Annotated in this window: 20 protein-coding genes; 6 read left to right on the top strand and 14 right to left on the bottom strand. The window is 33.8% G+C overall.

All coding sequences use genetic code 11. The features are described from left to right. The first annotated feature begins 269 nt into the window (after positions 1 to 269). The 6 genes from RH98_RS03400 (at position 270) to RH98_RS03425 (ending at position 10,321) form a co-directional block, all read left to right on the top strand. On the top strand, positions 270 to 1,871 hold the full coding sequence (locus tag RH98_RS03400) for a leucine-rich repeat domain-containing protein (RefSeq protein WP_010250516.1): 1,602 nt from the start codon (positions 270 to 272) through the stop codon (positions 1,869 to 1,871). 201 nt (positions 1,872 to 2,072) lie between these two features. Then, positions 2,073 to 2,483, top strand: coding sequence for a hypothetical protein (locus RH98_RS03405; protein WP_026038719.1), 411 nt, complete (start codon positions 2,073 to 2,075; stop codon positions 2,481 to 2,483). 307 nt (positions 2,484 to 2,790) lie between these two features. Beyond that, positions 2,791 to 6,639, top strand: coding sequence for an efflux RND transporter permease subunit (locus RH98_RS03410; RefSeq protein ID WP_026038720.1), 3,849 nt, complete (start codon positions 2,791 to 2,793; stop codon positions 6,637 to 6,639). Next, positions 6,629 to 8,095, top strand: coding sequence for a TolC family protein (locus RH98_RS03415; RefSeq protein ID WP_010250519.1), 1,467 nt, complete (start codon positions 6,629 to 6,631; stop codon positions 8,093 to 8,095). Before RH98_RS03410 ends, RH98_RS03415 begins: the two co-directional genes overlap by 11 nt. Positions 8,096 to 8,097: 2 nt before the next feature. After that, complete coding sequence (locus RH98_RS03420; RefSeq protein WP_026038721.1) at positions 8,098 to 9,669, top strand: efflux RND transporter periplasmic adaptor subunit; 1,572 nt, start codon at positions 8,098 to 8,100, stop codon at positions 9,667 to 9,669. Between the two features lie 76 nt (positions 9,670 to 9,745). Then, positions 9,746 to 10,321, top strand: a complete 576-nt coding sequence (locus tag RH98_RS03425) for a DUF3347 domain-containing protein (RefSeq protein ID WP_010250521.1) — start codon at positions 9,746 to 9,748, stop codon at positions 10,319 to 10,321. A gap of 76 nt (positions 10,322 to 10,397) precedes the next feature. Here RH98_RS03425 and RH98_RS03430 read toward each other — a convergent pair whose 3' ends face one another. The 14 genes from RH98_RS03430 to RH98_RS03495 form a co-directional block, all read right to left on the bottom strand. Beyond that, positions 10,398 to 11,291: a hypothetical protein gene (locus tag RH98_RS03430; protein ID WP_010250522.1), complete on the bottom strand. Its 894-nt coding sequence runs from the start codon at positions 11,289 to 11,291 to the stop codon at positions 10,398 to 10,400. A 266-nt stretch (positions 11,292 to 11,557) separates the two neighbouring features. Beyond that, the gene (locus RH98_RS03435; RefSeq protein ID WP_010250523.1) at positions 11,558 to 12,388 is read right to left on the bottom strand and encodes an RteC domain-containing protein; all 831 of its coding nucleotides are present in this window, start codon (positions 12,386 to 12,388) and stop codon (positions 11,558 to 11,560) included. Between the two features lie 16 nt (positions 12,389 to 12,404). Beyond that, on the bottom strand, positions 12,405 to 12,626 hold the full coding sequence (locus RH98_RS03440) for a hypothetical protein (protein WP_010250524.1): 222 nt from the start codon (positions 12,624 to 12,626) through the stop codon (positions 12,405 to 12,407). Between the two features lie 2 nt (positions 12,627 to 12,628). Then, the gene (locus tag RH98_RS03445) at positions 12,629 to 13,051 is read right to left on the bottom strand and encodes an NAD(P)-dependent oxidoreductase (RefSeq protein WP_010250525.1); all 423 of its coding nucleotides are present in this window, start codon (positions 13,049 to 13,051) and stop codon (positions 12,629 to 12,631) included. A gap of 8 nt (positions 13,052 to 13,059) precedes the next feature. Then, positions 13,060 to 13,239 carry an NAD(P)H-binding protein gene (locus RH98_RS16175; protein ID WP_010250526.1) on the bottom strand — a complete coding sequence of 60 codons (180 nt, stop codon included), beginning with the start codon at positions 13,237 to 13,239 and terminating at the stop codon, positions 13,060 to 13,062. Positions 13,240 to 13,257: 18 nt separating this feature from the next. Beyond that, positions 13,258 to 13,545 carry a DUF3817 domain-containing protein gene (locus tag RH98_RS03455; protein WP_010250527.1) on the bottom strand — a complete coding sequence of 96 codons (288 nt, stop codon included), beginning with the start codon at positions 13,543 to 13,545 and terminating at the stop codon, positions 13,258 to 13,260. 80 nt (positions 13,546 to 13,625) lie between these two features. Next, positions 13,626 to 14,438, bottom strand: a complete 813-nt coding sequence (locus tag RH98_RS03460) for a helix-turn-helix domain-containing protein (protein ID WP_050996094.1) — start codon at positions 14,436 to 14,438, stop codon at positions 13,626 to 13,628. A 105-nt stretch (positions 14,439 to 14,543) separates the two neighbouring features. After that, positions 14,544 to 14,702 (bottom strand): winged helix-turn-helix domain-containing protein, encoded by a 159-nt coding sequence (locus RH98_RS15730; RefSeq protein WP_158427108.1) that lies wholly within the window; start codon positions 14,700 to 14,702, stop codon positions 14,544 to 14,546. Positions 14,703 to 14,903: 201 nt separating this feature from the next. Then, positions 14,904 to 16,220: an ATP-binding protein gene (locus tag RH98_RS03470; protein WP_010250532.1), complete on the bottom strand. Its 1,317-nt coding sequence runs from the start codon at positions 16,218 to 16,220 to the stop codon at positions 14,904 to 14,906. 16 nt (positions 16,221 to 16,236) lie between these two features. Beyond that, positions 16,237 to 16,956, bottom strand: coding sequence for a hypothetical protein (locus tag RH98_RS03475; protein ID WP_010250534.1), 720 nt, complete (start codon positions 16,954 to 16,956; stop codon positions 16,237 to 16,239). Continuing rightward, on the bottom strand, positions 16,953 to 17,939 hold the full coding sequence (locus RH98_RS03480) for a PD-(D/E)XK motif protein (RefSeq protein WP_010250536.1): 987 nt from the start codon (positions 17,937 to 17,939) through the stop codon (positions 16,953 to 16,955). Before RH98_RS03480 ends, RH98_RS03475 begins: the two co-directional genes overlap by 4 nt. Before the next feature lie 8 nt (positions 17,940 to 17,947). Beyond that, complete coding sequence (locus tag RH98_RS03485) at positions 17,948 to 20,164, bottom strand: Z1 domain-containing protein (protein WP_026038723.1); 2,217 nt, start codon at positions 20,162 to 20,164, stop codon at positions 17,948 to 17,950. A 1-nt stretch (position 20,165) separates the two neighbouring features. After that, on the bottom strand, positions 20,166 to 21,692 hold the full coding sequence (locus tag RH98_RS03490) for an ATP-binding protein (protein ID WP_010250540.1): 1,527 nt from the start codon (positions 21,690 to 21,692) through the stop codon (positions 20,166 to 20,168). Next, positions 21,679 to 23,014: DNA cytosine methyltransferase (locus RH98_RS03495; RefSeq protein WP_010250542.1), on the bottom strand; the 1,336-nt coding region annotated here is incomplete at its 5' end. The genes RH98_RS03495 and RH98_RS03490, both read right to left, overlap by 14 nt.

Here is a 23,014-nt window from a genome sequence, read left to right on the forward strand (position 1 = left end):
TTAATTAAGTTAATTTCACAACATAATATCAAATATTTGATTTCTTATCGTACTTTTAGCTAAATTTTTACCAAAACATACACAGAAACACCATTAAATATTACATTAAATACTGTTATTTATAACTTTATTTCAATTTACGCCAACTATTTTTAATTAACACTAGCTTTTATTTCACTTCATATTTAAATTTTTACTAATACAATTAATAGTAAAAAGTGTGGAATAATATTTGAATATATTATAAAATAGAATTAAGTGTATACAAAATGCTAGTAGGTTTTAATCAATTACAAAGTACATTATTAAAGAAAAACGTCGAAGAAAAGAAAATATTAAATTGTTTAAATTTTTTACAAAGTCAAACAGTTAATGATAAGTCTATATTTTTGGTAGAAGAATCTTCCAATAGTGAGCTCTTATTATTAGATGATTTATTTAATGATTTTAATAACAATATTGTTGGAGTTATCTTTCTAAACGACATCCAAATAAATAAAGCTATTTTTCAAGATAATAGCTACCTCAATGGTAAAGTTGTCTTTATAAATAAAGTAAAGACTAATAATATATTTACGAAATCCATTAATCTTCTCTTTCTTGATGAAGTAGAAGTAAACTATACTATAATTGCGTTAGAAGAAAACGGAAAACTTAACTTTGAGAATAAACTAACGGCTTTGGGCATTTTAGGATATAACAACAACATTACTTTAAATGAGACCATCGTTCCCGCTATTATTAATATGCTTGAGGATACAAACGAAAATCGTATATCTTCTAGTAAATATTTTATTAAAGATATTCTTAAACCCACTTATTTTGATCAGGATAACAATTGGAAATTAACTGAATTAATGGCTACGCTAAAGCGAGGTGATTCTATATTAAAAGAAGAAAGATGGCTATCTAAAATTGAAAAGAAACTAAACAAATGGTTTATCTCTACAACGCGAAATATATTAGATTTAAGCAATCTTGCGCTTAATTCATTGGATGATATTCCTTGTATTTATAAAAACTCTTACTTATTTGAAAATGTAGAAAAGCTAAATTTATCTAATAATAAAATAAGTGATGTAAACGATGATATATTGTTATTTAATAACCTAACTAAAATTAATTTTACTAATTGTAGTTTAAAGCAAATCCCTTCAATTATTACAAATCTAGATCATTTAAATGAGCTCAACGTCTCTTATAATTCAATTTCGACTTTAAAAACTGCTTATCCTCTTCCACATCTAGAAGTTTTAAACCTGGAGCATTGTGGTTTTTCAAAAGTAGAGGAAGAATTTTATCAATTACCAAAACTAAAAGTACTCAAATTACAAAACCAAAAAGGTAGACCTGCTTTAGTGATTGACAAATCAATACCAACTCTTGAATATTTAGACCTTAGTCTTAATTATAGTGCAGATTTACTAGTAGCACAATCCTCATTATTGACTCTAAAAATGAATTACTGCAATCACGTTAGTATTAATAATGCAATATTAGATTGCACGCAATTACAAGTATTCGATTTCATAGCTTGGGATGATATGCAAGCTTTACCATCGGATTTCGATAAATTATGCAATCTGCAACGAATTAGTTTTTCTATTGACTATATTGACACAGATAGTTTAGAGGTTCTGGATAAAATCAAAACGCTAAAAACATTAATTATTACAGTAGAAAATTCAAAACCTTTTGTAAAATCAAAAGTTAAGCAAAATCTAGAGAAACTTCTAGAGCTCAAAAATTGGGAAAAAATTTATTGTAATGAGATTATGGAAGATGAATACTTTATCAAACAAGCAAAAAAACGTTCAAATTTTGTAGGTATACTTCCTTATGAAATGCCTCAATATTATACTATCATGTAATACAAGGAGAAGGATAATTATATCGAGTTAAATTAATTTCAATACAGTAATTTTAAAACCATATTTATTCTTTTTTAAATTCTACTGAACTTATAAGATTTATTAGTGACATTTTAAAAGATATTTAATAGTTAGAATTTTCACTTGATAGGTTAAAAATAGTATATTTGCCCTTATCTTAGGTAGAGATTATTTACTTTTATGAAGAGATATATTTCCATATTATTTTTATTATTATCCACTTTAGTGATGGCTAATCCAATTATTGATTGGACTTGCGCTGAAGAGGTAATGGTATGTAGTATGGATGATAATGGAGATATGTCTTGTTGTAGTGCTGATGCTAATCACGCTACATCAGATATGACTTGTTGCCCAGCTATGCCACGTGTTATGGTAACTCATCACGATCTTAAAGTCGAAGTATCTCAGTGTGTAACTATTGCTAAAACAAAAGTTGCTGCCATAAAAACCAAATGGTTTAACTCAAACTACGTGTCTGATTGGAAACACATTGACCTGGTTTCCGTTACTCCTAGTACCCCATCAATTGATGGTTTTAAATTTAAAGATATAGATCGACTTAACTATATCTGTATCTATCGAATATGATACCCTTCTTTATTGCTTATTTGTATAACTTTTCTGTAAGTAAATCTACAAATAGCTTCACTTTGTTGATGGCATTTTTCTGGTCATCTAATTAACATTTTTATCGAAAGGAAAGTAGTCATTGCCACTAATGCTTTGTCGTTGCACTATATACCTTGTTTTAATATTTACATTGCTATAAATGGTATACCTTCGTGTTTACTACAGTGATTTGTATCTGTTAAGCAACAATTATATTATTGTAATTCTACAAAGCTTTATATAATTCACTCTCCTTTCTATTAATTCATCACTTAACGCAAAAGATATGCTTAATAAAATCATTAAGTACTTTTTAAACAATAGGTTAATAACCATTATGTTATTAATCGTAGTTATCATATGGGGACTTATAACTGCACCATTTAATTGGCATCAGAATATACTTCCTAGCGACCCAGTACCAGTAGATGCTATTCCAGATATTGGAGAAAACCAACAAATTGTAGCAACTGAATGGATGGGACGATCTCCAAAAGACATTCAAGAGCAAATTACCTATCCCCTAACTACTTCCCTTCTTGGGATACCCGGTGTAAAAACAATACGCAGTAGTTCAATGTTTGGGATGAGTTTTATCTATATCATATTTGACGAAGATATTGAGTTCTATTGGAGTCGCTCACGAATATTAGAAAAGTTAAACTCATTACCTGCAGGCACGCTTCCAGAAGGAGTAATACCAACATTAGGTCCTGACGCAACAGCACTTGGTCAAGTATATTGGTACACCCTGGAAGGAAGAAACCCTCAAACGGGAGAGCCTACAGGTGGCTGGGATCCTGATGAGTTGCGTACTATACAAGATTTCTACGCAAAATATAATCTAGCTGCTGCTTCTGGAGTTTCTGAAGTTGCCTCTATTGGTGGATACGTAAAGGAATACCAAGTAGAAGTAAATCCTGATGCAATGCGCGCTTATAACGTTTCTGTAATGGATGTCATGTCTGCTATTCAGAAAAGTAATTTAGACATAGGTGCAGAGACAATTGAAATCAATAAAGCGGAATACCTTGTTAGAGGATTGGGATATATCAAAAGTATTAAAGACTTAGAAGACGCAGTGGTAACAGTGCGCAATAATGTGCCTGTAAAGATTAAAGATGTCGCTTTTGTTAACCTAGGTCCTGCTACAAGACGTGGAGGCTTGGACAAAGAAGGAATTGACGCAGTAGGTGGTGTGGTTGTTGCCAGATATGGTGCCAACCCTATGGAAGTTATTACTAATGTAAAGGCTAAAATAAAAGAAATGGAAGCTGGACTTCCTCAAAAAACATTAGCAGATGGCACGATATCCAAAGTGACTGTCGTACCATTTTATGACCGTTCTGGACTTATCCAAGAAACAATTGGTACACTAGAGAGTGCTTTAGCCCACGAGGTGTTAATCTGTATAATTGTAGTGATAGTTTTAGTAGTCAATCTAAGAGCTTCAATTGTAATTTCGAGTATCTTACCTATTGGAGTACTAGCTACTTTTATTATTATGAAATACTTTGGTATTGAAGCTAATATTGTAGCTCTGTCAGGTATAGCTATTGCTATTGGGGTGATGATTGACGTGGGAGTAGTCTTTGTCGAAAGCATCATCCGTCACATGGAAGAAGAAAGGGCCAAAGGAATAGAAAGCAAAGGAAAAGCATTTGTCAAGCTAATTGGAAATGCTGTATCTGAAGTATCTGGCGCTTTGTCTACTGCTATGCTGACAACTATTATTAGTTTTCTTCCCGTATTTGCTATGGAAGCCCAAGAAGGTAAATTATTTAAACCCCTAGCATATACTAAAACCTTTGCTTTAACCTCAGCTTTTTTATTAGGTATCATTGTATTACCTACATTAGCCTATTATATTTATTCCATAAGACTAGATAGCAAAAAACTGAGAAAAGCAGCAAATATACTTCTAGTTATTGCTGGTATTGGTTTAACTATCTATAGTGGAATATGGATTGTCCTAGCAATTTCTTTAATAGGACTAAACAATATATTTACTCCTAATTGGAAGGGAGAGACAATAGCAAACTACATTAACGTAGTAATAACATTACTTTTAGCTGTTTACTTCCTTACTATTGAATGGTTGCCTTTAGGAACACAAGAAAGCACAAGTTTAAACTTTATATTCGTTATTCTAGCTATTGGAGTTATTTTAGGAATTCTTTGGCTGTTAGTTATTTACTATGAAAATATCCTTAGATGGTCATTAAAGAATAGATGGAAGTTTATGTCTATTCCTATTTTAACTATGTTATTTGGTTTACTCGTATGGATTGGCTTTGACAAAACATTTACAGTAGTAGCTAGTGGATTTGAAACTGTTGGTTGGAAATCAATAAGACAAACAGCCTTCTGGCAAAAGTCGAGTGATAGATTCCCTGGCATTGGTCAGGAGTTTATGCCTAGTTTAAATGAGGGATCTTTTTTATTAATGCCCACAACAATGCCTCATACTGGAGTGGAACAAAACTTACAATTTATAGAAACCCTAGACAAGCGTATTACCAATATACCTGAAGTGGAATTAACAGTAGGTAAATGGGGGCGTGTAAATTCTGCACTTGACCCTGCTCCTACTCAAATGTTTGAAAACACCATTAATTACAGACCAGAATATCTTCTAGATGAAAATGGTCACAGACAGCGTTTTAAAGTAAATAAAAAAGGAGAATTTGAATTAGTTAATGGTACTACTTACCACCCCGATAACGGTTTTAGACTTATCCCTAAAGATAGTTTAATCGCAGATAAAAATGGTAAATACCTACGCCAATGGCGTCCACATATTAAAAAAGCAGATGATATCTGGCAAGAAATTGTCAATGTATCTCATTTGCCGGGATTAACATCTGCTCCTAAATTGCAACCTATAGAGGCTAGACTTGTTATGCTTTCCACAGGTATGCGTGCTCCTATGGGATTAAAAGTATCTGGTCCTGATTTGGAATCTATTGAAGAAGGAGGAAAAGCATTAGAAGCAGCATTAAAATCTATTCCTTCAATTATGCCATCTACAGTGTTCTACGACAGAGCAGTTGGTGCTCCTTATGTAGAGATTCATCTTAACCGCAGTAAGATGGCACGTTATGGAATTACAGTTTCTGATTTACAAGAAGTAATCGAAGCAGGAATTGGAGGTATGACATTGACAACAACCGTAGAAGGTAGAGAGCGCTTTCCTGTTCGATTGAGATATCCTCGCGAATTAAGAGATAATCCAGAGGCTTTAAGCAAACTTATTATTCCTACGGGAACAGGGGTACAAATACCACTTAGTGAAGTTGCAGATATAGAATATGCAAAAGGTGCACAGATGATACAAAGTGAAAATACATTCTTATTAGGGTATGTTATTTTCGATAAAGTCAGTGGAAAAGCAGAAGTAGATGTCGTTCATGAAGCAGATAAACTATTACAAGACAAATTAGCCTCTGGTGAGTTAACATTACCAAAAGGAGTTACTTATAAATTTGCTGGTAATTATGAACAACAAGAACGAGCAGCTCAACGCTTACTGATTGTTGTTCCTTTAAGCCTATTAGCTATCCTACTTATTTTGTACTTCCAATTCAAAACCATAACAGCTTCATTAATTCACTTCTCAGGTGTATTTGTAGCTTTTGCAGGAGGTTTTATATTGTTATGGCTATATGGACAGCCTTGGTTTATGAATTTTTCTATTGGAGAAATGAATATGCGAGATTTATTTCAAATGCACAGCATTAACCTTAGTATTGCAGTATGGGTGGGATTCATTGCTTTATTTGGGCTTGCTACAAATGATGGTGTATTAATGGGAACTTATATTCACGATACATTTGAGAGGCGACAACCAAAAACAAAAGAGGAAATTAGAGAAGCAGTTATCTATGCTGGACTTAAACGTGTTCGTCCTGCCGCTATGACTACTGCAACAGCATTAATAGCTCTACTGCCTGTACTTACTTCTACTGGTAAAGGTGCTGAAATTATGGTACCTATGGCAATACCTACATTTGGTGGTATGCTTATCCAATCAATGACCATGTTTGTTGTACCAGTATTTCAATGCTGGTGGAGAGAATGGGCGTCTAAAAAAGAGCAAAAAGCAACAGAAAAATTAGTACATCATGAAGCATAGCATATATTTACAGAAACTTGTCATCGTCTTATTCCTATTAGGCATTACAAGTGGTTTTTCGCAAGAACAAACACAAGATTCACTTAAGCACTATATCAATATAGCTTTAGAAAATAATCCTGCTGTTAAATCTCAGCAATTGGCTTATGAGGCTTTCTTGCAAAAGATTCCTCAAGCAGGTGCATTCGAAGACCCAGAATTGTCAATGGGATTTTATACAAAACCAATGGATATCGTAGGAGGCCGCTCTGTTGGTGATATTACTTTAATGCAGATGTTTCCTTGGTTTGGTACAAAGAAAAGTGCCAAAACAGAAGCTAATCACATGGCGCAAATGCAATATCATGAATATATAGAAACTAAAGAAAATACGATACTTCAAGTAAATACACAGTGGTATGTATTGCAAAAGCTACAAGAGCAACTTCTAAATGCCCAAGAGAACAATAAACTTCTAGAACAATTAGAACAATTGGCATTAAAGAAATTCTCTTCTCCTACCACTAGTACTTCTGCTACAAGCTCATCTACGGAGATGAAAACAAATACAGTAGCTACAAATACTACTACTTCAAGTATGGGAGGTATGAATATGGGAGGTAATACTACAACAGCGACGACTTCCTCTACTGCTGCTATGTCATCTAGTGGTGGAATGAGCGATATGGGAGGTGGTTCTGCTTCGGGAATGTCTGATGTACTACGTATTCGATTAGAAATAATTGAAACAGAAAATACTATAGAGCGCTTACTATCAGAAATAAAAGCAGAAAAAGTAAAATTCAATGCATTATTAAATAGAGAAGCTACATCAGATGTTACAATAGATAAAGAGATTGTAAAAGTGGATTTCCTTTTAGATGAAGAGCTTGCATTGCAATCACTAGAAACGAATAACCCGATGCTTGCTATGATTACTGAAGAAAGTATGGCATACAAGGCAAAGGCTGATATGGATAGAAAAATGAGTTATCCAATGATTGGACTTGGTCTGCAATATATGATTATTGGCAAGACCAATGATCCAATGCTTGCAATGGGAGATATGAATGGAAAAGATATGGTAATGCCTATGCTTACTGTTACTCTACCAGTATTTCGCAAGAAATACAATGCACAACAAGAAGAAAGTAAATTATGGTGGAAGTCTAGCCAAGAAAAGTTTACAAATACTTTAAACAACTTAAAAGCGGAGTATTACAGTTATAAAAATCAATTAGAAGATGCCGAGCGAACAGTTAAACTCTACGATAAGCAAACTATTCTAGCTGAGACAACTTTTAATTTGATAGTTAAAGAATTTGTTGCAGGTAAAAGCGATTTAAATAATGTGATTCAAGTACAGCGACAATTACTAGACTACCAACTAAAAAAAGCAGAAGCTATAGCAAATTATAATACGATGGTAGCCTCTATTAAAAAAACAGTAGCTATTAGTGATACTAAAAACAGGTAATGATGAAAAAGATACAAGATATATTCAAAAACAATGCAGTAAAATACAGTGCTATTTTACTAATAGGACTATTATTAGGTTGGTTAATATTTGGTGGCTCTGCTACTCATCAGCATAGTGGTGAACAAGTGAGTAATACTGAAACCATGGCAGTATGGACTTGTTCTATGCACCCGCAAATTAAAATGGATAAACCGGGTAAATGTCCACTTTGTGCAATGGATTTAATTCCTTTAAAATCCTCAGATGGCGGTGATGACTCAGTAGATGACAATGCTATTCAAATGTCTAAGCAAGCCATAACTTTAGCAAATATTCAGACAACAAGAGTAAGCAGAAAAGACCCTGTAAAAGACATAGAGTTATATGGCACTATTCAAGCAGATGAAAGATTACAGCAATCACAAACCTCTCATGTGAATGGTCGTATTGAGAAACTATATGTTAACTTTACAGGTGAAGCTGTAAAACAAGGGCAATTAATTGCAACTATTTACTCTCCTGACTTACTAACAGCCCAACAAGAATTACTAGAAGCAGAAAAGTTAAAAAGCTTCCAACCTTTACTTGTTGATGCAGCAAAAGAAAAACTTCGCCTATGGAAGATGTCAGAAGCACAGATTAATAAGGTGTTATCATCTGGAAGTGTTTCTCCTTATGTTAATGTTTATGCAAATACAAGTGGGATAGTTACTGCAAAGAATGTTAACCCTGGAGATTATATCAGTCAAGGAACAGTATTATACAGCATATCAAACCTATCAAAAATATGGGCAGTATTTGATGCTTACGAAAATGACTTACCATTCTTAAAAGAAGGAGATGAATTGGAATATACATTGCAAAGTGTACCTGGTAAAGTTTACAAAGGTAAGATTGCTTTTATTAATCCTATTTTAGATGCAACATCGCGTACAGCAAAAGTAAGAGTAGAAACAAACAATAACGATCAGGTTTTAAAACCTGAAATGTATGCTAGTGCAAAACTAAAAGCGCCTATGAAAGCATACAACAATGAGATGGTGATTCCTAAATCAGCAGTACTGTGGACAGGTAAACGTTCTATTATCTATGTAAAACAACCCGGCACCTCTACGCCTGCATTCTTAATGAGAGAAATTGTATTAGGTCCTTCTTTGGGTGAAAGTTACGTTGTTATGTCTGGCTTAAACGACGGTGAAGAAATAGTAACCAATGGTGTATTTGTTGTAGATGCTAGCGCGCAACTAGAAGGAAAAAGAAGTATGATGAACAATGATGATAATCACCACGCACATAAAGACCATACTGCCATTGACAGTAAAAATGCAGAACACACTATGTTTAAAGTATCTGGAAATTGTAACTTATGTCAAGAACGTATTGAAGCAGCTGCTAAAGATGTAAAAGGTGTAATTTCTGCTAATTGGGATGTACAAACTAAACTTTTACATCTTAACTTTGACAAATCAACTACTAACAAAGAAAATATTAGCAAAGCAGTCGCTACTATTGGACATAATACAGAATTGCATAAAGCTTCAAAAGAAGCGTATGATAACTTACATAGTTGTTGTCAATATACTAGAGATTAATAAATTAAATAATTTATCTTTAGATTTAACATTACTATAAAAAACAAGAGAACATTAATAATTAAAAATAATAAATATGAAAAAAGTACTTTTAGCAGCAGCAGTATTAGCAATGGTATTGGCTTCTTGTAACTCTAATAATAAGAAAAGTGAAACTGATACTACCACTAAAGAAACCAAGCAACACGTTGTAGCAAAACAACCTGATAACTCTAGTGCAATTAAACAATCAACAGATACTAAAGCTATATTAGATGCATATTTTGATGTAAAAAAAGGTTTACAAGAAGATGATCAAGCAAACGCATCACTTGCTGGGGTACGTCTTACAAATGCCTTAAAAGAATTAAAAGAAAGTAGTCAAGATCAAGAAGTAATTGCTATTACTGATCGAATGGTAGATCATGCAGAACAATTAGATAAAGGAAGTATTGACGATCAAAGAAGTCACTTCGAACCCCTTAGTCACGAACTACTTTCTTTAGTTAAAAAAGTAGGTGCTGATCGCGTAATCTATGAACAATTCTGCCCTATGTATAAACAAAAAGGAGGTACTTGGATTAGCGATGAAGTAGCTTTAAAGAACCCTCTTTTTGGTGCTTCAATGCTTGAATGTGGTATCACAAAAGAAGCTTTCACTCCACAGGCATAATCTACTAGCAAATAATACAAGAAGGGCTTACTTTGATAAAGTAAGCCCTTGTTGTATTCTGTTTATGATCTATCAATTAGCAACCTAAAGTCGTTTGAGAGGCAACTGGTGTTAACACTACTTTATCTCCTTTCTTACCTGAGAGATAAAGAGTAGGTCTACTCATATTGTAATTATATGTCGTATCAATTAAAAAGTCAATAATACCATCCCCATTTAAATCTCCACTAAACAATATTTTTGGTTCAGCTTCCTCAATACTTTTTATATCTAAAAGGGTGATAACCTCTTTTTGCCCTTTAACTTGTAATTGTAAGCTATACTTTTGAATACTGTAAAACACTCGCTTTACCCCTTCTTCATCCTCGGTTTCATCTAGTTTTGTTTTTTTACCTTTCGCAGATAAAACATAATCTGTTCCATTAAAACTAAACTCTTGCTTTTCTCCAGGATAAATAACGGATGGTAATTCAATTGCATTAATTGATGGATTAATATTTAAAAGTGTACCATCGACCATGAATAAGCAATTGGTGTCCCCTTCTAAAGAAACCTCTATTCCTGTCTTTTCTCCCTCAACATCTAACACAACATCAAACACAGAACTAGTAATTGGTAATACACTTGCAAGCGAATATACATCATCTTCACTTTTTAAAAGTCCAATCCACTCTCGATTATTGACATCCCTAGGAACCTCATCACCATGAAATATTCCTGTCTGCATTAATCTAGTTGTAAAAACAAAACTCTTAGGGTATAGTGTAGGAGTATAATCTTCCTCTTGCCCCTCTGTAATTATTGTTTGATTTATCTCAATATTAGGTGTTTCTGCTAAAGAATCTTTGTTAGGTGCTTCAACAGTAGATAAGTGATGTTCACCCTCTTGAGCATTAGATTTTTGAGTACATGCTTGATTTAACATTGCAACAGCAAATAGCATTATAGCTCTAAAATAACATTTTGTCATTTCTATTTTTTGTTTTAAAGTTTCAGAGAAAAAGCCCTTTTAATTGAATAAAAGGCTCTTATATGAATAATCAAAGACTACAAGGTAACGATTTGGTAACGGTGCTTATTGCTTTGCTTTTCAAGGTGTTTCCGTTAGCTCAATAGCAAATATACAAAATATTTGTTTCTCAAAAACGAATAAACATTTTATTCCCTGTGTGGATTACAGGACAAGTGAAAAGGGCTTTTTTAAGCCCTTTTCACTTAATACTGATAGAACAATTGCTATCTTTCGTCCTGTTCGTCCATTTTTCTGATAAGGGCTTCTTTTAGGGTATCTAAAAACTTGGTACGGTTTATCTTTCGGGATTTGAGTTCCAAAAATGTATGGTAGAAATCTCTCAAATCAATATTAAAGGTGCTTTCAAAGATTTTGACGATTGGTTTAATATCTGCATTGCCGTTATTGAATATACCTTGCGAATGTAGTGCGTAAATCAATTCCCTTAATGCTGTTTTGCTTCCTGTCCAATTTAGGTTTGGCAGGGTATTCAGTTTATCGTCTGTGGCTGTTTTTGATAACTGGTCTTCGAGGTAGTCCTGTATTAAATCGTTGGAAATAATCTTGGCTACCTTGTAATCGTGGGAAGTGGAAAAACTATAGTCGGTTTCAAAATAAAACGTGTCCAAACTTAATTGGACATTATGCTTGCCACGCACAAAATAGGTATGGTCAAGATAGGTGCTTTCGGTTTTGTAATAGCTGTAAAAAGCCATATTGTTATCGAAAAACCTTTTGAGTTTTGACAGTTCCTTGTTCAAATAGTCTTCTATGACCTTTTTCCCACCATAAGGTCTTTTGGCTTCAATCTTATAAATGGCATTGTAATAAATGAGCTTTGCAACAATGACAGGTTTCTGATGTTTGAAAAAACGGATTTCTTCGTCCTCATCACTAAACCCTGCTTTTAGCACATAGTCTTTTACTTCGGACAGGCATTGGGTAATAGTAGAAATAATGGCTTCTGTCTGCTGTAAAGAACTATCAACTTCAATATCCAATTCGTGGATTGCCGTTTCTAATTTGTTCAGTATTTCGGTGTAAAATTGTTCCATTAGATTACTCTGAAAGTTATTTTATCGGCTCACAACTGTAACCCAACCCAATCATATAATCGATTATTTCTTCTGTTTCAATCTTAAATTTATTGGCTTCAATCCGAAGGATATTTTCTTCATCTTCGAGGTCAAAGTTGATTTTGTAAACAGGGTACAGAGCTAAAAGAGAAATTGTTATTTTATCAGCAACTTTATCATTCTGAATGTTCGTTTTAAATATTTCAACTGTTTTCATCTCTAATATGCAATAGCAACTTTCTGATGAATGTATTTGTCTGAATTGATTTGTTTAACAATAAAGTCCGCTAAATCACTTCGGTTGATTTTACTACCACCTTTTGGGCAATGGTCGAGCTGTACACGATAGCTGCCTTTTTCTTTTCCGTTTAGTAATCGGCTTGGTCTGATAATAGTCCAATCAATGCCTGTGCTGTTTTCTAAAATGGTTTCCCATTTCTGCATATCGGAATAGATATTTTTAAACAATGGCTGAACGATGTATTTGATAATCCAACTCTGCGTTGCGGGGTCGGTAGGGTCAAATGCTCCTGCGGTCAAAGTGATAAGCCGTTTTGTGCCTGTTTTCTGCATTGCAGAAATAATCTGCTGTCCACCTTTTGAGTAAATATCTGTCGGTTTTCTCGTTTTTCCTGTACCCAATGCAGAAATTACAAGGTCGCCGTTTCAGGATTGTAAATACTGCCTTTGATTATTTTTAGGTTATCATTTGCAATGTTCAACGCTTCGGGATTTCGGGCTAAAGCAAATACTTGGTGTTTTTGCTCTAATAATTTTATCAAGATTTCTTTTCCTGTTCCGCCTGTCGCTCCAAATAGAAAGATGTTCATTTTTATAGATATTAAGTATTATATTTTCTTGTGTAACCAATTTCTATCTGAATAAAATGTTCCGAAAGGAATTAGTGAAGCTATGAAAATCAGTAGAAATTTTTTGAAGCTCCAATTCAATTCTACTTTTAGCATTATAGCCAAAATAAAATATGCGATAAATAGAAAACCGTGTGTTATTCCAATGGGAAATAGCAAAGTTTTGTAAAAGGCTATATCCAAACTCTTAATGACAAGCATATTGAAAAATAGCACCAAATAAGAGATACCCTCTAAATACCCAATAATGGCAAAAATTTTAATCATAATTAAATATCCATTTTTGTTCTAATCAATAGTGCAAAATTGGATATTTTAGTGCAAACGGATGCGGATAGGGAGTTCCATTACTCGGACAAATCGTGCATTAGCTTTGAGCGGTATTCTTGTGGCGAAACACCAATGATTTTTTTAAATAACCTACCAAAATAAGAAGGGTCATTAAAATTTAATTGATAAGCAATACCCGATATAGGTTCGGAAAAATCCTGTAAATACTTTTGAGATTGGATAATAATAAACTCCTGTGTAAACTGTTTGGCTGATTTGTTCCAAATATTTTGAACACAACGGTTTAAATAATTTGATGAGATATTGAGTAGGTCGGCATAATCGTTTATATTGTAATGCTCCGAATAATGCTTATAAACCAACTCTCTGAAAGAAATTGCAATGTCAAACTGCCTTGATAAGCCTTTTTTGAGTTCCGAAGATTTTAAGAGCTTCAGCAATAAGGATTGAAAAAGATACAGTACAATTTGTTCATCAGGTTTTGGCGTTCCCAATTCCTCAATAATCAGCTTGCAAACCTGCTCTAAAAATTTACTGTCGTTGCTGTTTAGTTGAATGATTGGAGCAACGGTAAACAGCTTAATGAAATAACTTTGGTCTTTGAACTGCTGTAAAATCTTATCATCAAAAGTAATATAATAGCCTTTGACATTTTTAGATTGTCGCAATAGCGATGTTACTTCGCCCTGCATTACTAACAATGCTTGGTTTTCTGATACTTTTTTTATTTCATTGCCTACCTGTTGTTCAAAGTTTCCATTGGTGGGAAAAACGATAAAATTAAAATTTGCTTTTAACAGTGGTGTCGGTGTGACAATGTTCTTTGTAAACAGGTTTTCTACATCATAGATTTGTACAGGTGTTTCCAAATACTGAAATCTATCGGGAAAATTCCTGATATATGTCTTCGTAAATTCTTTAAATGTGGTGTCGGTATTTTTCACTTTTAATCGCCTTGTAACAATCGGTTTTGTTTACCCAGTTATTTCCCAATAACCGCCAAATGTTCCTCCTTTTCTTATGAGTATTCCTGCATCTTTTAATTTAGCAATATGCTTTTCTATTGTTCTTGATGATTTACCAATAAGTTCTGCTATCTGTTCTGCTGTATATTCAAAATTTTTTTCTATCAAACTCAACGTTTCAAGCACTTCCTTTCCGAACTCTTCCCGAGTCTTTTCCGAAGTTCTTCCGAACCCTTTCCGAAAAGCGTTATCAATAAGCCTGTCTGAAATTCCTGTGTTGCGTTTTTTTTTGCCTTTCTTTTAAAAATTCGACAGTGTTCATTTAGGTTATATTCTGGTCAATTAACGGTCAATTCGGTCAATTAACGGTCAATTAAGTTTATACTTCGTTCCTCGACCAACATTTCCTATTTGAGTTATAAACCTGTTATCCGTCAGCCATTTCAATTCCTCTGTTGCAGTTGTTCTACCTATTTCATTTATTTGCTGATAAACAGAATTAGTTATCTCTCCTTTTTCCTGAATATGTAATATTGCTCTAATTTGTCGTTCATTCAAGCCAAGTTTAGCCAGCTGTTCGGTTGTCAGGTTATTTTTGAATAGCGTTACTAATAAGCCTGTCTGAAATTCCTTTATTTCAGGTTCGGGTAGTCCTGCTTCTTTACACGCGTTATATATTTTCAACATCCCACGTCCCCAAGAATCAATATACCCACCTTTGAAACAAACATCAGCAATGAGGATATTTCTTGGTTGGGAAGCGTGAAACCCTTTGAGTTCCTCTATGCTTAGCCCCTGCGGTAAAGCTCCCTCGTTCCAGAAGACGATTTTATCATCATAAACCCTGATTTGAGTTGGTGCTCCCATATAATTACGATGCACCAAAGCATTGAGTATCACTTCACGCAATGCCTCAACGGGGTATTCATTGGTTTCTATTCTTTTCATTCCTTCAAACGAAACTTTCCTTATAAGGAACTTGTGATGCAACTGCTCTAAAATGGTTTGAAGTATCACAATCAAGTTTCCCTCTTCATTCTCCTGAAAGATAAGGTCTGCATCATCTTTCCCGAAACGACCAATCTTTACAAAGATGTTCGGATAAAATTTTGCGGGGTCTTTGGCAAACAAAACAATTGCACCTCTTTTTAGTTGTCCGTTTTCGGTAAGCCTCAATTTATCAAATAACTGCGGAATAGTTAATCCCTTGCTTTCGGGTAAACGTCCTGAAAATTCTGCTTCCTGAACAAAGGTAGTAACTGCTTTTTCGTCAATATCATCATAAGTTGCTCGTGGCTCAATCACATCATCCCACGTTTTACCTGATTTCTTCAACAGAAATTCATTGAGTGACGCTCCTGTTAATTCCTGTTTGGTGCTTCCGCTTCGGTAATAATATCTGCCTCGCAAAGAAATAGGCACAGAATAAGGATGCGTAACGATTTCGATAAAATACTTGCCTGATTCTTCGTGCAGATTTACCTCAACAGTAATTCCCATCGCATTGCGGACTTTGTTGGGAATATCGTCCATTAGCTTTTTGTAATCCTCAATACCTACAACATTTCCATTGTCGTCTTTACCAATGAAAATTACCCCACCTTGTGCGTTTGCAAAACCGCAAACCCATTTCAGGTAATCATCGTGCCAAGCACTTTTGTATTCTATGTTTTGTTGTTCAGGCATTTTGTAATGTTGCTTGTTAATGAATTTCTTTTATCAATTTATTCCAATCCGCTAATTTCATTGTTGGAAATTGCCCTTTGTAAAAATCGCCAACAACCTTTAATGCTTGCAAAGTACGTTTTGTTTCGATAAGTGGTTTCAATTGCTCTATTAACTCTTTGTCTGTTATTCTTAATAACTTTCCATTTGAAACAAATTGTTCATTATCAACTATTTTTGTAGGCTCAATAGCATTAGGCGTTTCATCTTCGGATATAGGAAAGAAAGTGTCAATTTGATTGAAAAATTCAACTAAATCTCTACGCTTGAAAAGAATTGGTTCATCGCCATTTTTTAAGCGTTTGCGTAGAAAAGTACCTAATGAAACCTCATCTTGAAAAAACTGACGAGAATAAAACGAAACACTTCGTTTTTCATTTAAACGTACTTTGACATTATGAAAATTCCAACAGACTAAAACATCATTTTGCTGGTCGTATCCTAAAAAAATAAATGGAATATCCGTTTTTTTGATTTCGTCAAATTCCTCTCGTACGGGTAATTGTGCTCTTGTTGTGTCAGGTCGTTCTTTGAAATAGGCTGAAGACAAGTTTTTTATATAAACGTAAAATTCCTTGCCCTTAAATTGCATTAAAAAAGGTTGTGTTCCACTAATATATGAAAAATCAGTCGAAGTCTTTAAAACCTCAACCATCAGTTGTCGCAATGTTTCAGGATATATTTTTTCTATCTTCATACCTGTACGCTTTTAAATAGTAAACTTTTAGAGGATTTTAAAACCTCATTTTCAACTGTACTAACATTGGATAAGTCGCAATCAAAATGAACATTACTAATCTCGTAAGGAATGCTATCATTTTTAATTGCAGGAATATCCTTGAAATCAAAAAAAGCAAGTGTATCGCAAGCCTGTTGATTGTCAAAATAGGTGTCAAATGCTTTATCTAAATCATTACCAAGTGTTTGAGATACAATTTCATTTAGCCTAAATTGCAATTCTAAATTTTGTACTCTTTGATGGATAGAATCAATTAGTTCAAAAATATTTTTCCCTTTGCCTGTTTGAACAACAAAAATTGAAGCAATTAATAAATTAGAATTTTTATTTGGATTAAGCTGTTCAAGGGAAAATCTATGAATACGACTGACATTTGCTGTGCTTTTGACCTCTATTTTGTCTTGTCCGTCATTAAAATCAAACTTGTCTTCTGATGAAGAATGCCAAGATTGAATTAAATATTCGGGATTGTTTGCTCGCTCAATAATAAATAATTCTGCCCAAAGTCCTTGTATGGTTTTGCGTGGTGGACGATTGAAGCGACTGAATAGCTCTATTAGCTTCTGAATTTCTGCTTTGAGTTGCTTGTGTGAGGTGTTTTCGGGCAACTGCTCCAACACTATGCAAACCACCTCAAAAAAATATTGTTGAAAGTCAATATTTTTTGTTTTTAATGAAATAATAGTATAAACACTCTCTGATTGGGTGCTGTTTTCAGATAATCTACAAGGTCGATTAAATAAAACTGATATAAGTTCAAGGTTTATGTCTGCCGAGTAACCTATGTCATTACATTCAATAAAAAATAAAGGAAATCCCTCTGATGAAACCCCGATTTTATGCTTTTGAGTAAATGGCAAAGAAGCTGCCAAAAAACTATCTTTATTGACAGGCTCTTTTTGCTGTAAATTTGCAAATATTTTATAAATCGGGTATCTCATTATTTTCACTATTTTTCGTTTTTACTTTCTGTCGCTACATAATTAACAGCAAAATCTTCGGGGTAATAGATTGCCAAAGTATAAGCAATTTTTCCACCCCAATTTATTGAATCAGATTTGAGTTGTACTTTGTGAATCTGAATACAGATAGAATCTTCAAATTTGATTTTCGCATCTCCCGGATAAACTTCTTGCCCCGAAGTGGAACGACCTGTATGTAATTCTTTCAGTCTTTGAGTTTGTTCATTAAATGTACGCTCACGAGGATTTCCTGCATAAGCCATTTGAACTATATAAGCGTGTTGTAAAGGCGAATTTTGTTTTGTCGCAAGATATTTCATATACCTGATTGTTGCTTGCTTTCGAGCCGCATCAGGCATATTTGAGAATTTGAAATTTGACAAAAACTCAATTACTTCTTGTACTGGGAGTTTTGCATAGCGATGATTACGGTCGGGTGTGCCATAATCTTTATCATTAGTAAAATTGGTTTCGGAAATAAACTGCTCAACAAAACGAGTATTTTCTTCTATCACTTGGAAAGCGTTCATTTTTCGCCAACCGTTTAGTTTTGTTTGTACAGTATTTACTGAAAGAATATTTTTACGAGTTGCATTTAATTTTGGTGTTATCAATAGCAACTGCTCTACATCTTCAAGACTCGAATTTTCTTCTAGCCATTTACGCATTTCTTCCTCGTGTTCAACATATTCTGCGTATTCTAATATTGTATCTTCGGGAAGATATACTCTGCAAGATTTTAGATAATTCAATTTGTAGCCAAAAAAACGGCATCTTTGCTGAATAGTGTCGGCTGTTGATTTACTGACACTATAACGAGGCATATATGTAACCGCTAAATTTTCAACTGTAAAACCACGATTAAGCATTTCTGCACCTACCAAAATATGCGAAGAATAACCCTCCCAATCAATTTCTTTATTACTTCCTTGTTTTTTTGTTCTGCTGATAATTAGTTCAATATTTGTGTCAAAAATCACATCTTGCAAATGTGGTAAGATTTCCTCAAAGGTAGGAACAACATCATCAGGCGAAGTATAGTATCGAATAACTTCGGGGTAAATCTTTTTGAACGAATTGACTAATTCTATACGAGCAAAATCATTTTCATCACTGTTGATTTGCTCTGTCCACATATCAATTAAATTCTTTGTCCAACTGTGAAATGCTTGGCTTGCATCTTGGTCTTTGTCTGCGTGAATCATCATTGACAAATACCTTTCTTTTTGTAATATACGAACAACTAATGCAACATTCATCAAATGAATTTGCAAGGCTTCAATAAGCGTTTTAGGGCAGTTTTGCAGTTGATTCTTCTTACTATTAAAAACCTCGTTTTCTGGTATTGTAACAATGAGTTCGGGTTTATCTACAAAAAATGTTTTACCTCCTGTATATTTTTTTCCTGGTGTTAATACAGTATGATGTTTCGGAGAAAGTAAATCCAATATGCTAATCAATAATGGTCCTTGTGGAGTGGCTGTATATTGAATATAAGAATGATTTGGAATAGACGATTTTAATCTCAAAATACTGCTGTAAGTAGTAGTATATTCATCATCTTCCCATTCTTCTGATGTATTCTCTTTCTTGCTGTTTTTATAAGCATAACCGTTTAAACTTGCTTGGTCTGCTTCATCATCAATAATTAAAACGGCTTTGTTTCCTAATACCGATTTAACTTGCTGTGAATTAAAAATATCAGCAAGGTCATTGATGTATTTATGGTGTTTAAGCACCGTGATTAAAATTGCAGGTTTTGTGCTTATTTGCAATTCATTTTTAATCTTCTGAACTTCATTAGATGACGGATTTTCGTGTAATTTATAGAATTGATTATTTACACCGTTATTGATTAAATCTTTCCGTAAACGTTTAGTTGTTTGTGTTAATAGATTCGTTTTTGTTCCTGCGAAATACACAATAATTCTGAAACCATTATCATTTGCCATTGCTGATAATGTAGTGAAAGACAAAGTTTTTCCACTTTGAACATACCCAAATGCGAGATTAGTTACTGATTGAGATTCGTTTAAGTTCGGATTTGTGCAATTCGATAAAATATCTGCTGTTTCTGATAACAAACAATCAATTTCGTCTTGGTCGAGTTTGCTTTTCAATCGGTCAATTAATTCGGTTGTTCTTTCTCCAATTATTGGAGAAAATTTATCGCCTAATTGTGAAGATAATATTTGAATTTCCATATTATTGAAGTAAATAATTGTTGAACAAAAGCCTAATGTTTGATGCATTAGACGTACCTCGATTTGGTGCCATAATTTCTGCCAAAGCAAGCGATTTGAATATTGCAATAATTGGCTGATAATTATCGGCTTTTTTAAACTGGTCGAAACGAGTGAAAAATGGATGTGCAAGATTGATTTTGCAAACAATTATCTTGCTATTAGCTGTATCAAACAATGTGTTGCTATCTTCCAAAGCAACAGAATACAATTTGTCGGTAGTTGTGTCATTAACCAAATCAACTTTTAGCGTATAATCTGTATCATTTAACTGAAATGAATCGGAATGACTACCCAAAGTTTCTGCATTTTGTATTGATGTTTCAGAATGTGCAGTTAATTGAGTGTCTTGTGCTTTTATCTCTGCTTCTTGTACTCTTTTTGCGAGTTCACGAGGTTTGCTTTCTTTTTTGAGGGTAGCAGTAATTCCTTTGGCTATTTTTGTTGTTTCCTCTTTTGCTCGTTGTCTGTAATTTTCAGCCTGTCCGTATAAATCAAATTCAGGTGCAGTAAGTTCATCTTTTAATGCTTCCATAAAAGCATATAAATTTTCCTCATCTCTGAATTTGTTCTTGTTAAACGATACATCAAAACCCTCAAGTTCGATTTCTCCGAAGATCCTTTTGTATCGAGGCGAACCAATTTGCCCACAAAGAACAGTAGGAAAGTATTTTTCTTCAATAATTCTTCCCCGTCTTAATAAGGCAATACCGTTAGCCGATTGTTGCATCGTTTTAAGTATCGCAATAAATCCTTTTGCTCTGTATTCGCCAAACTCAAAATCAATTTCCTTTTTCCAAAAAACATCTGGACTTTCAGAATTTTTATAATACGGTGCTTCTAAAATTTCGTAATCGGGATAATGTAGCTGTTCATCATTTACAAAAATCCTTATTTCGTTGTTTCTTATGAATTTCCTATAAAAACTGGATAAATGCCTTTTGATTTTATCCATTTGATTTGGGGTAGGAGCTTGGTTTGATAGATTTGAAAGAACGATTTTTGTATAATGCTCATTCGTTGGTTTGGGAGTTTCTGTAACAATTAATTCTTCTTTGTTTTCCTTTATTACTTTTGGTAAATCGAAATCTGTATATCGTTCTACCGTTTCTCCTAACGCTTTTGTATAAACGCACCAATTATCTGCCAACCAAACAGAGGCAGTTTTCATTCCCATACCAAACTCATTCAGCCCTGTTTTGTCTAATGGAATATGTGCAGGCTCAAATGCTTTTTCGTAGTTTTCGGCATTAATTCCTGCTGCATTATCAATAATCGTGATTGTTCGTTTTTCCCAATCAACAGTTATTCTAACTTCTAATTTATAATTAGGTTCAACTGCCAATAATTCACTTTTATTGTTGAGATAACTTTGCACAGCATTATCAACATACTCCCCGAGCGTAAAAGAAACCGTATTGTTTAACGCTCGAAAAGTGCTGTAAACACTTGGTTGCAATGCAATAGATACTTTGTTAATTTGCTTCATAATCTACCAATAAATTTTCTGCAATTCTTTTTACCACTTCAACATTTACTGCATTACCAAATGCCCGAAATGCTTTTGCTATGGTATCGGGAAATTCCTTTAAATCCTCCATACATTGAAGTTTTGCAGCTTCTTTTCTTGTCATATACCTGCCTATTTCGCCTTTGGGTGTTTCAACCCAGGGGAAAATAGGAATTTGTGTTGTTGTTAAAACCAAAGCTGGCGAAAATGTCGGTTTTTTTACTCTAATACCCGAAGGACGGAACTGAACAATTTTGTTGCTTATTGTTGGCTGTTCTTCATATCCGCAATTCCATTCAAATTTTTGGTGGCTGTTTTCAAAATCTTTGATTTTGGGTAACCAAGGGTCTATCCAAGATTGGTTTTTCTCATAAAACTCTCTATTTTGACGAATAAATTGTTTTTTCCAATCTGGGAAAATTTTATTTTTATCTGATTTTGTTGGGTCAGCATATATTGGCAGACAATTGAAATAATCATCTCTACAATTACCTTTGATTTCTTCTCCAAACTTTCCTTTAAGCCCAATCAACTCTTTATTTTGCTGATAATAAGGAGAGCGATTTTCATATTTATAAGTCGCCCCAAATTCCATTGCCCAAATCGGGAAAGTAGGAAGTTGTCCTCCGTTCTCAACAAGCAAATCCAAAAATTCTTGCCAAACTTCTAAATGATTTCGAGTAACATTTTTCAAAGTCATATAATCGTCATCATCGTGGACAATTATATCATTAATACTACATTCAGGACGTTGGGTATGGTTTGGGAATTGAAAGTCTTTTAATCCTCCTTTTGATTTTAACCTACCTACTATGTAAATACGAGTACGATGTTGAGGAATGCCAAAATAATGTGGAGATATGATGTCGTCCTGTACTTCGTATAATGTTTCGAGTTCGTTTTTTATTACTGTATAGGTGTTTCCGTCATCGTGTGATTTTAGATTCGGTACATTTTCAAGAAAAACAAATTCAGGCTTATGATGTTGCAATATTTCCATAATCTTATAAAAAAGATTTCCTCTATCTTTTTCATCATTAAAGCCCTGTTGAGAGCCTGCCTGTGAAAATGGCTGACACGGAAAACCTCCACACAAGATGTCGTGTTCGGGAATATCCTTTTTTATATCAACTTGGTTAATGTCGCCTGCACACACAATACCGTGATTTGTTTTATATAGATTTTGCAATTCAGGCATCAATTCGCTTGCAAAAACGCATTCGTGTCCCAATTTTGCTAAAGCAAGATGAAAGCCTCCAAGTCCTGCAAATAAATCTATAAATTTTAATTGACTCATTAAT

This window comes from Myroides injenensis M09-0166, from assembly GCF_000246945.1.
Classification (GTDB): domain Bacteria; phylum Bacteroidota; class Bacteroidia; order Flavobacteriales; family Flavobacteriaceae; genus Flavobacterium; species Flavobacterium injenense.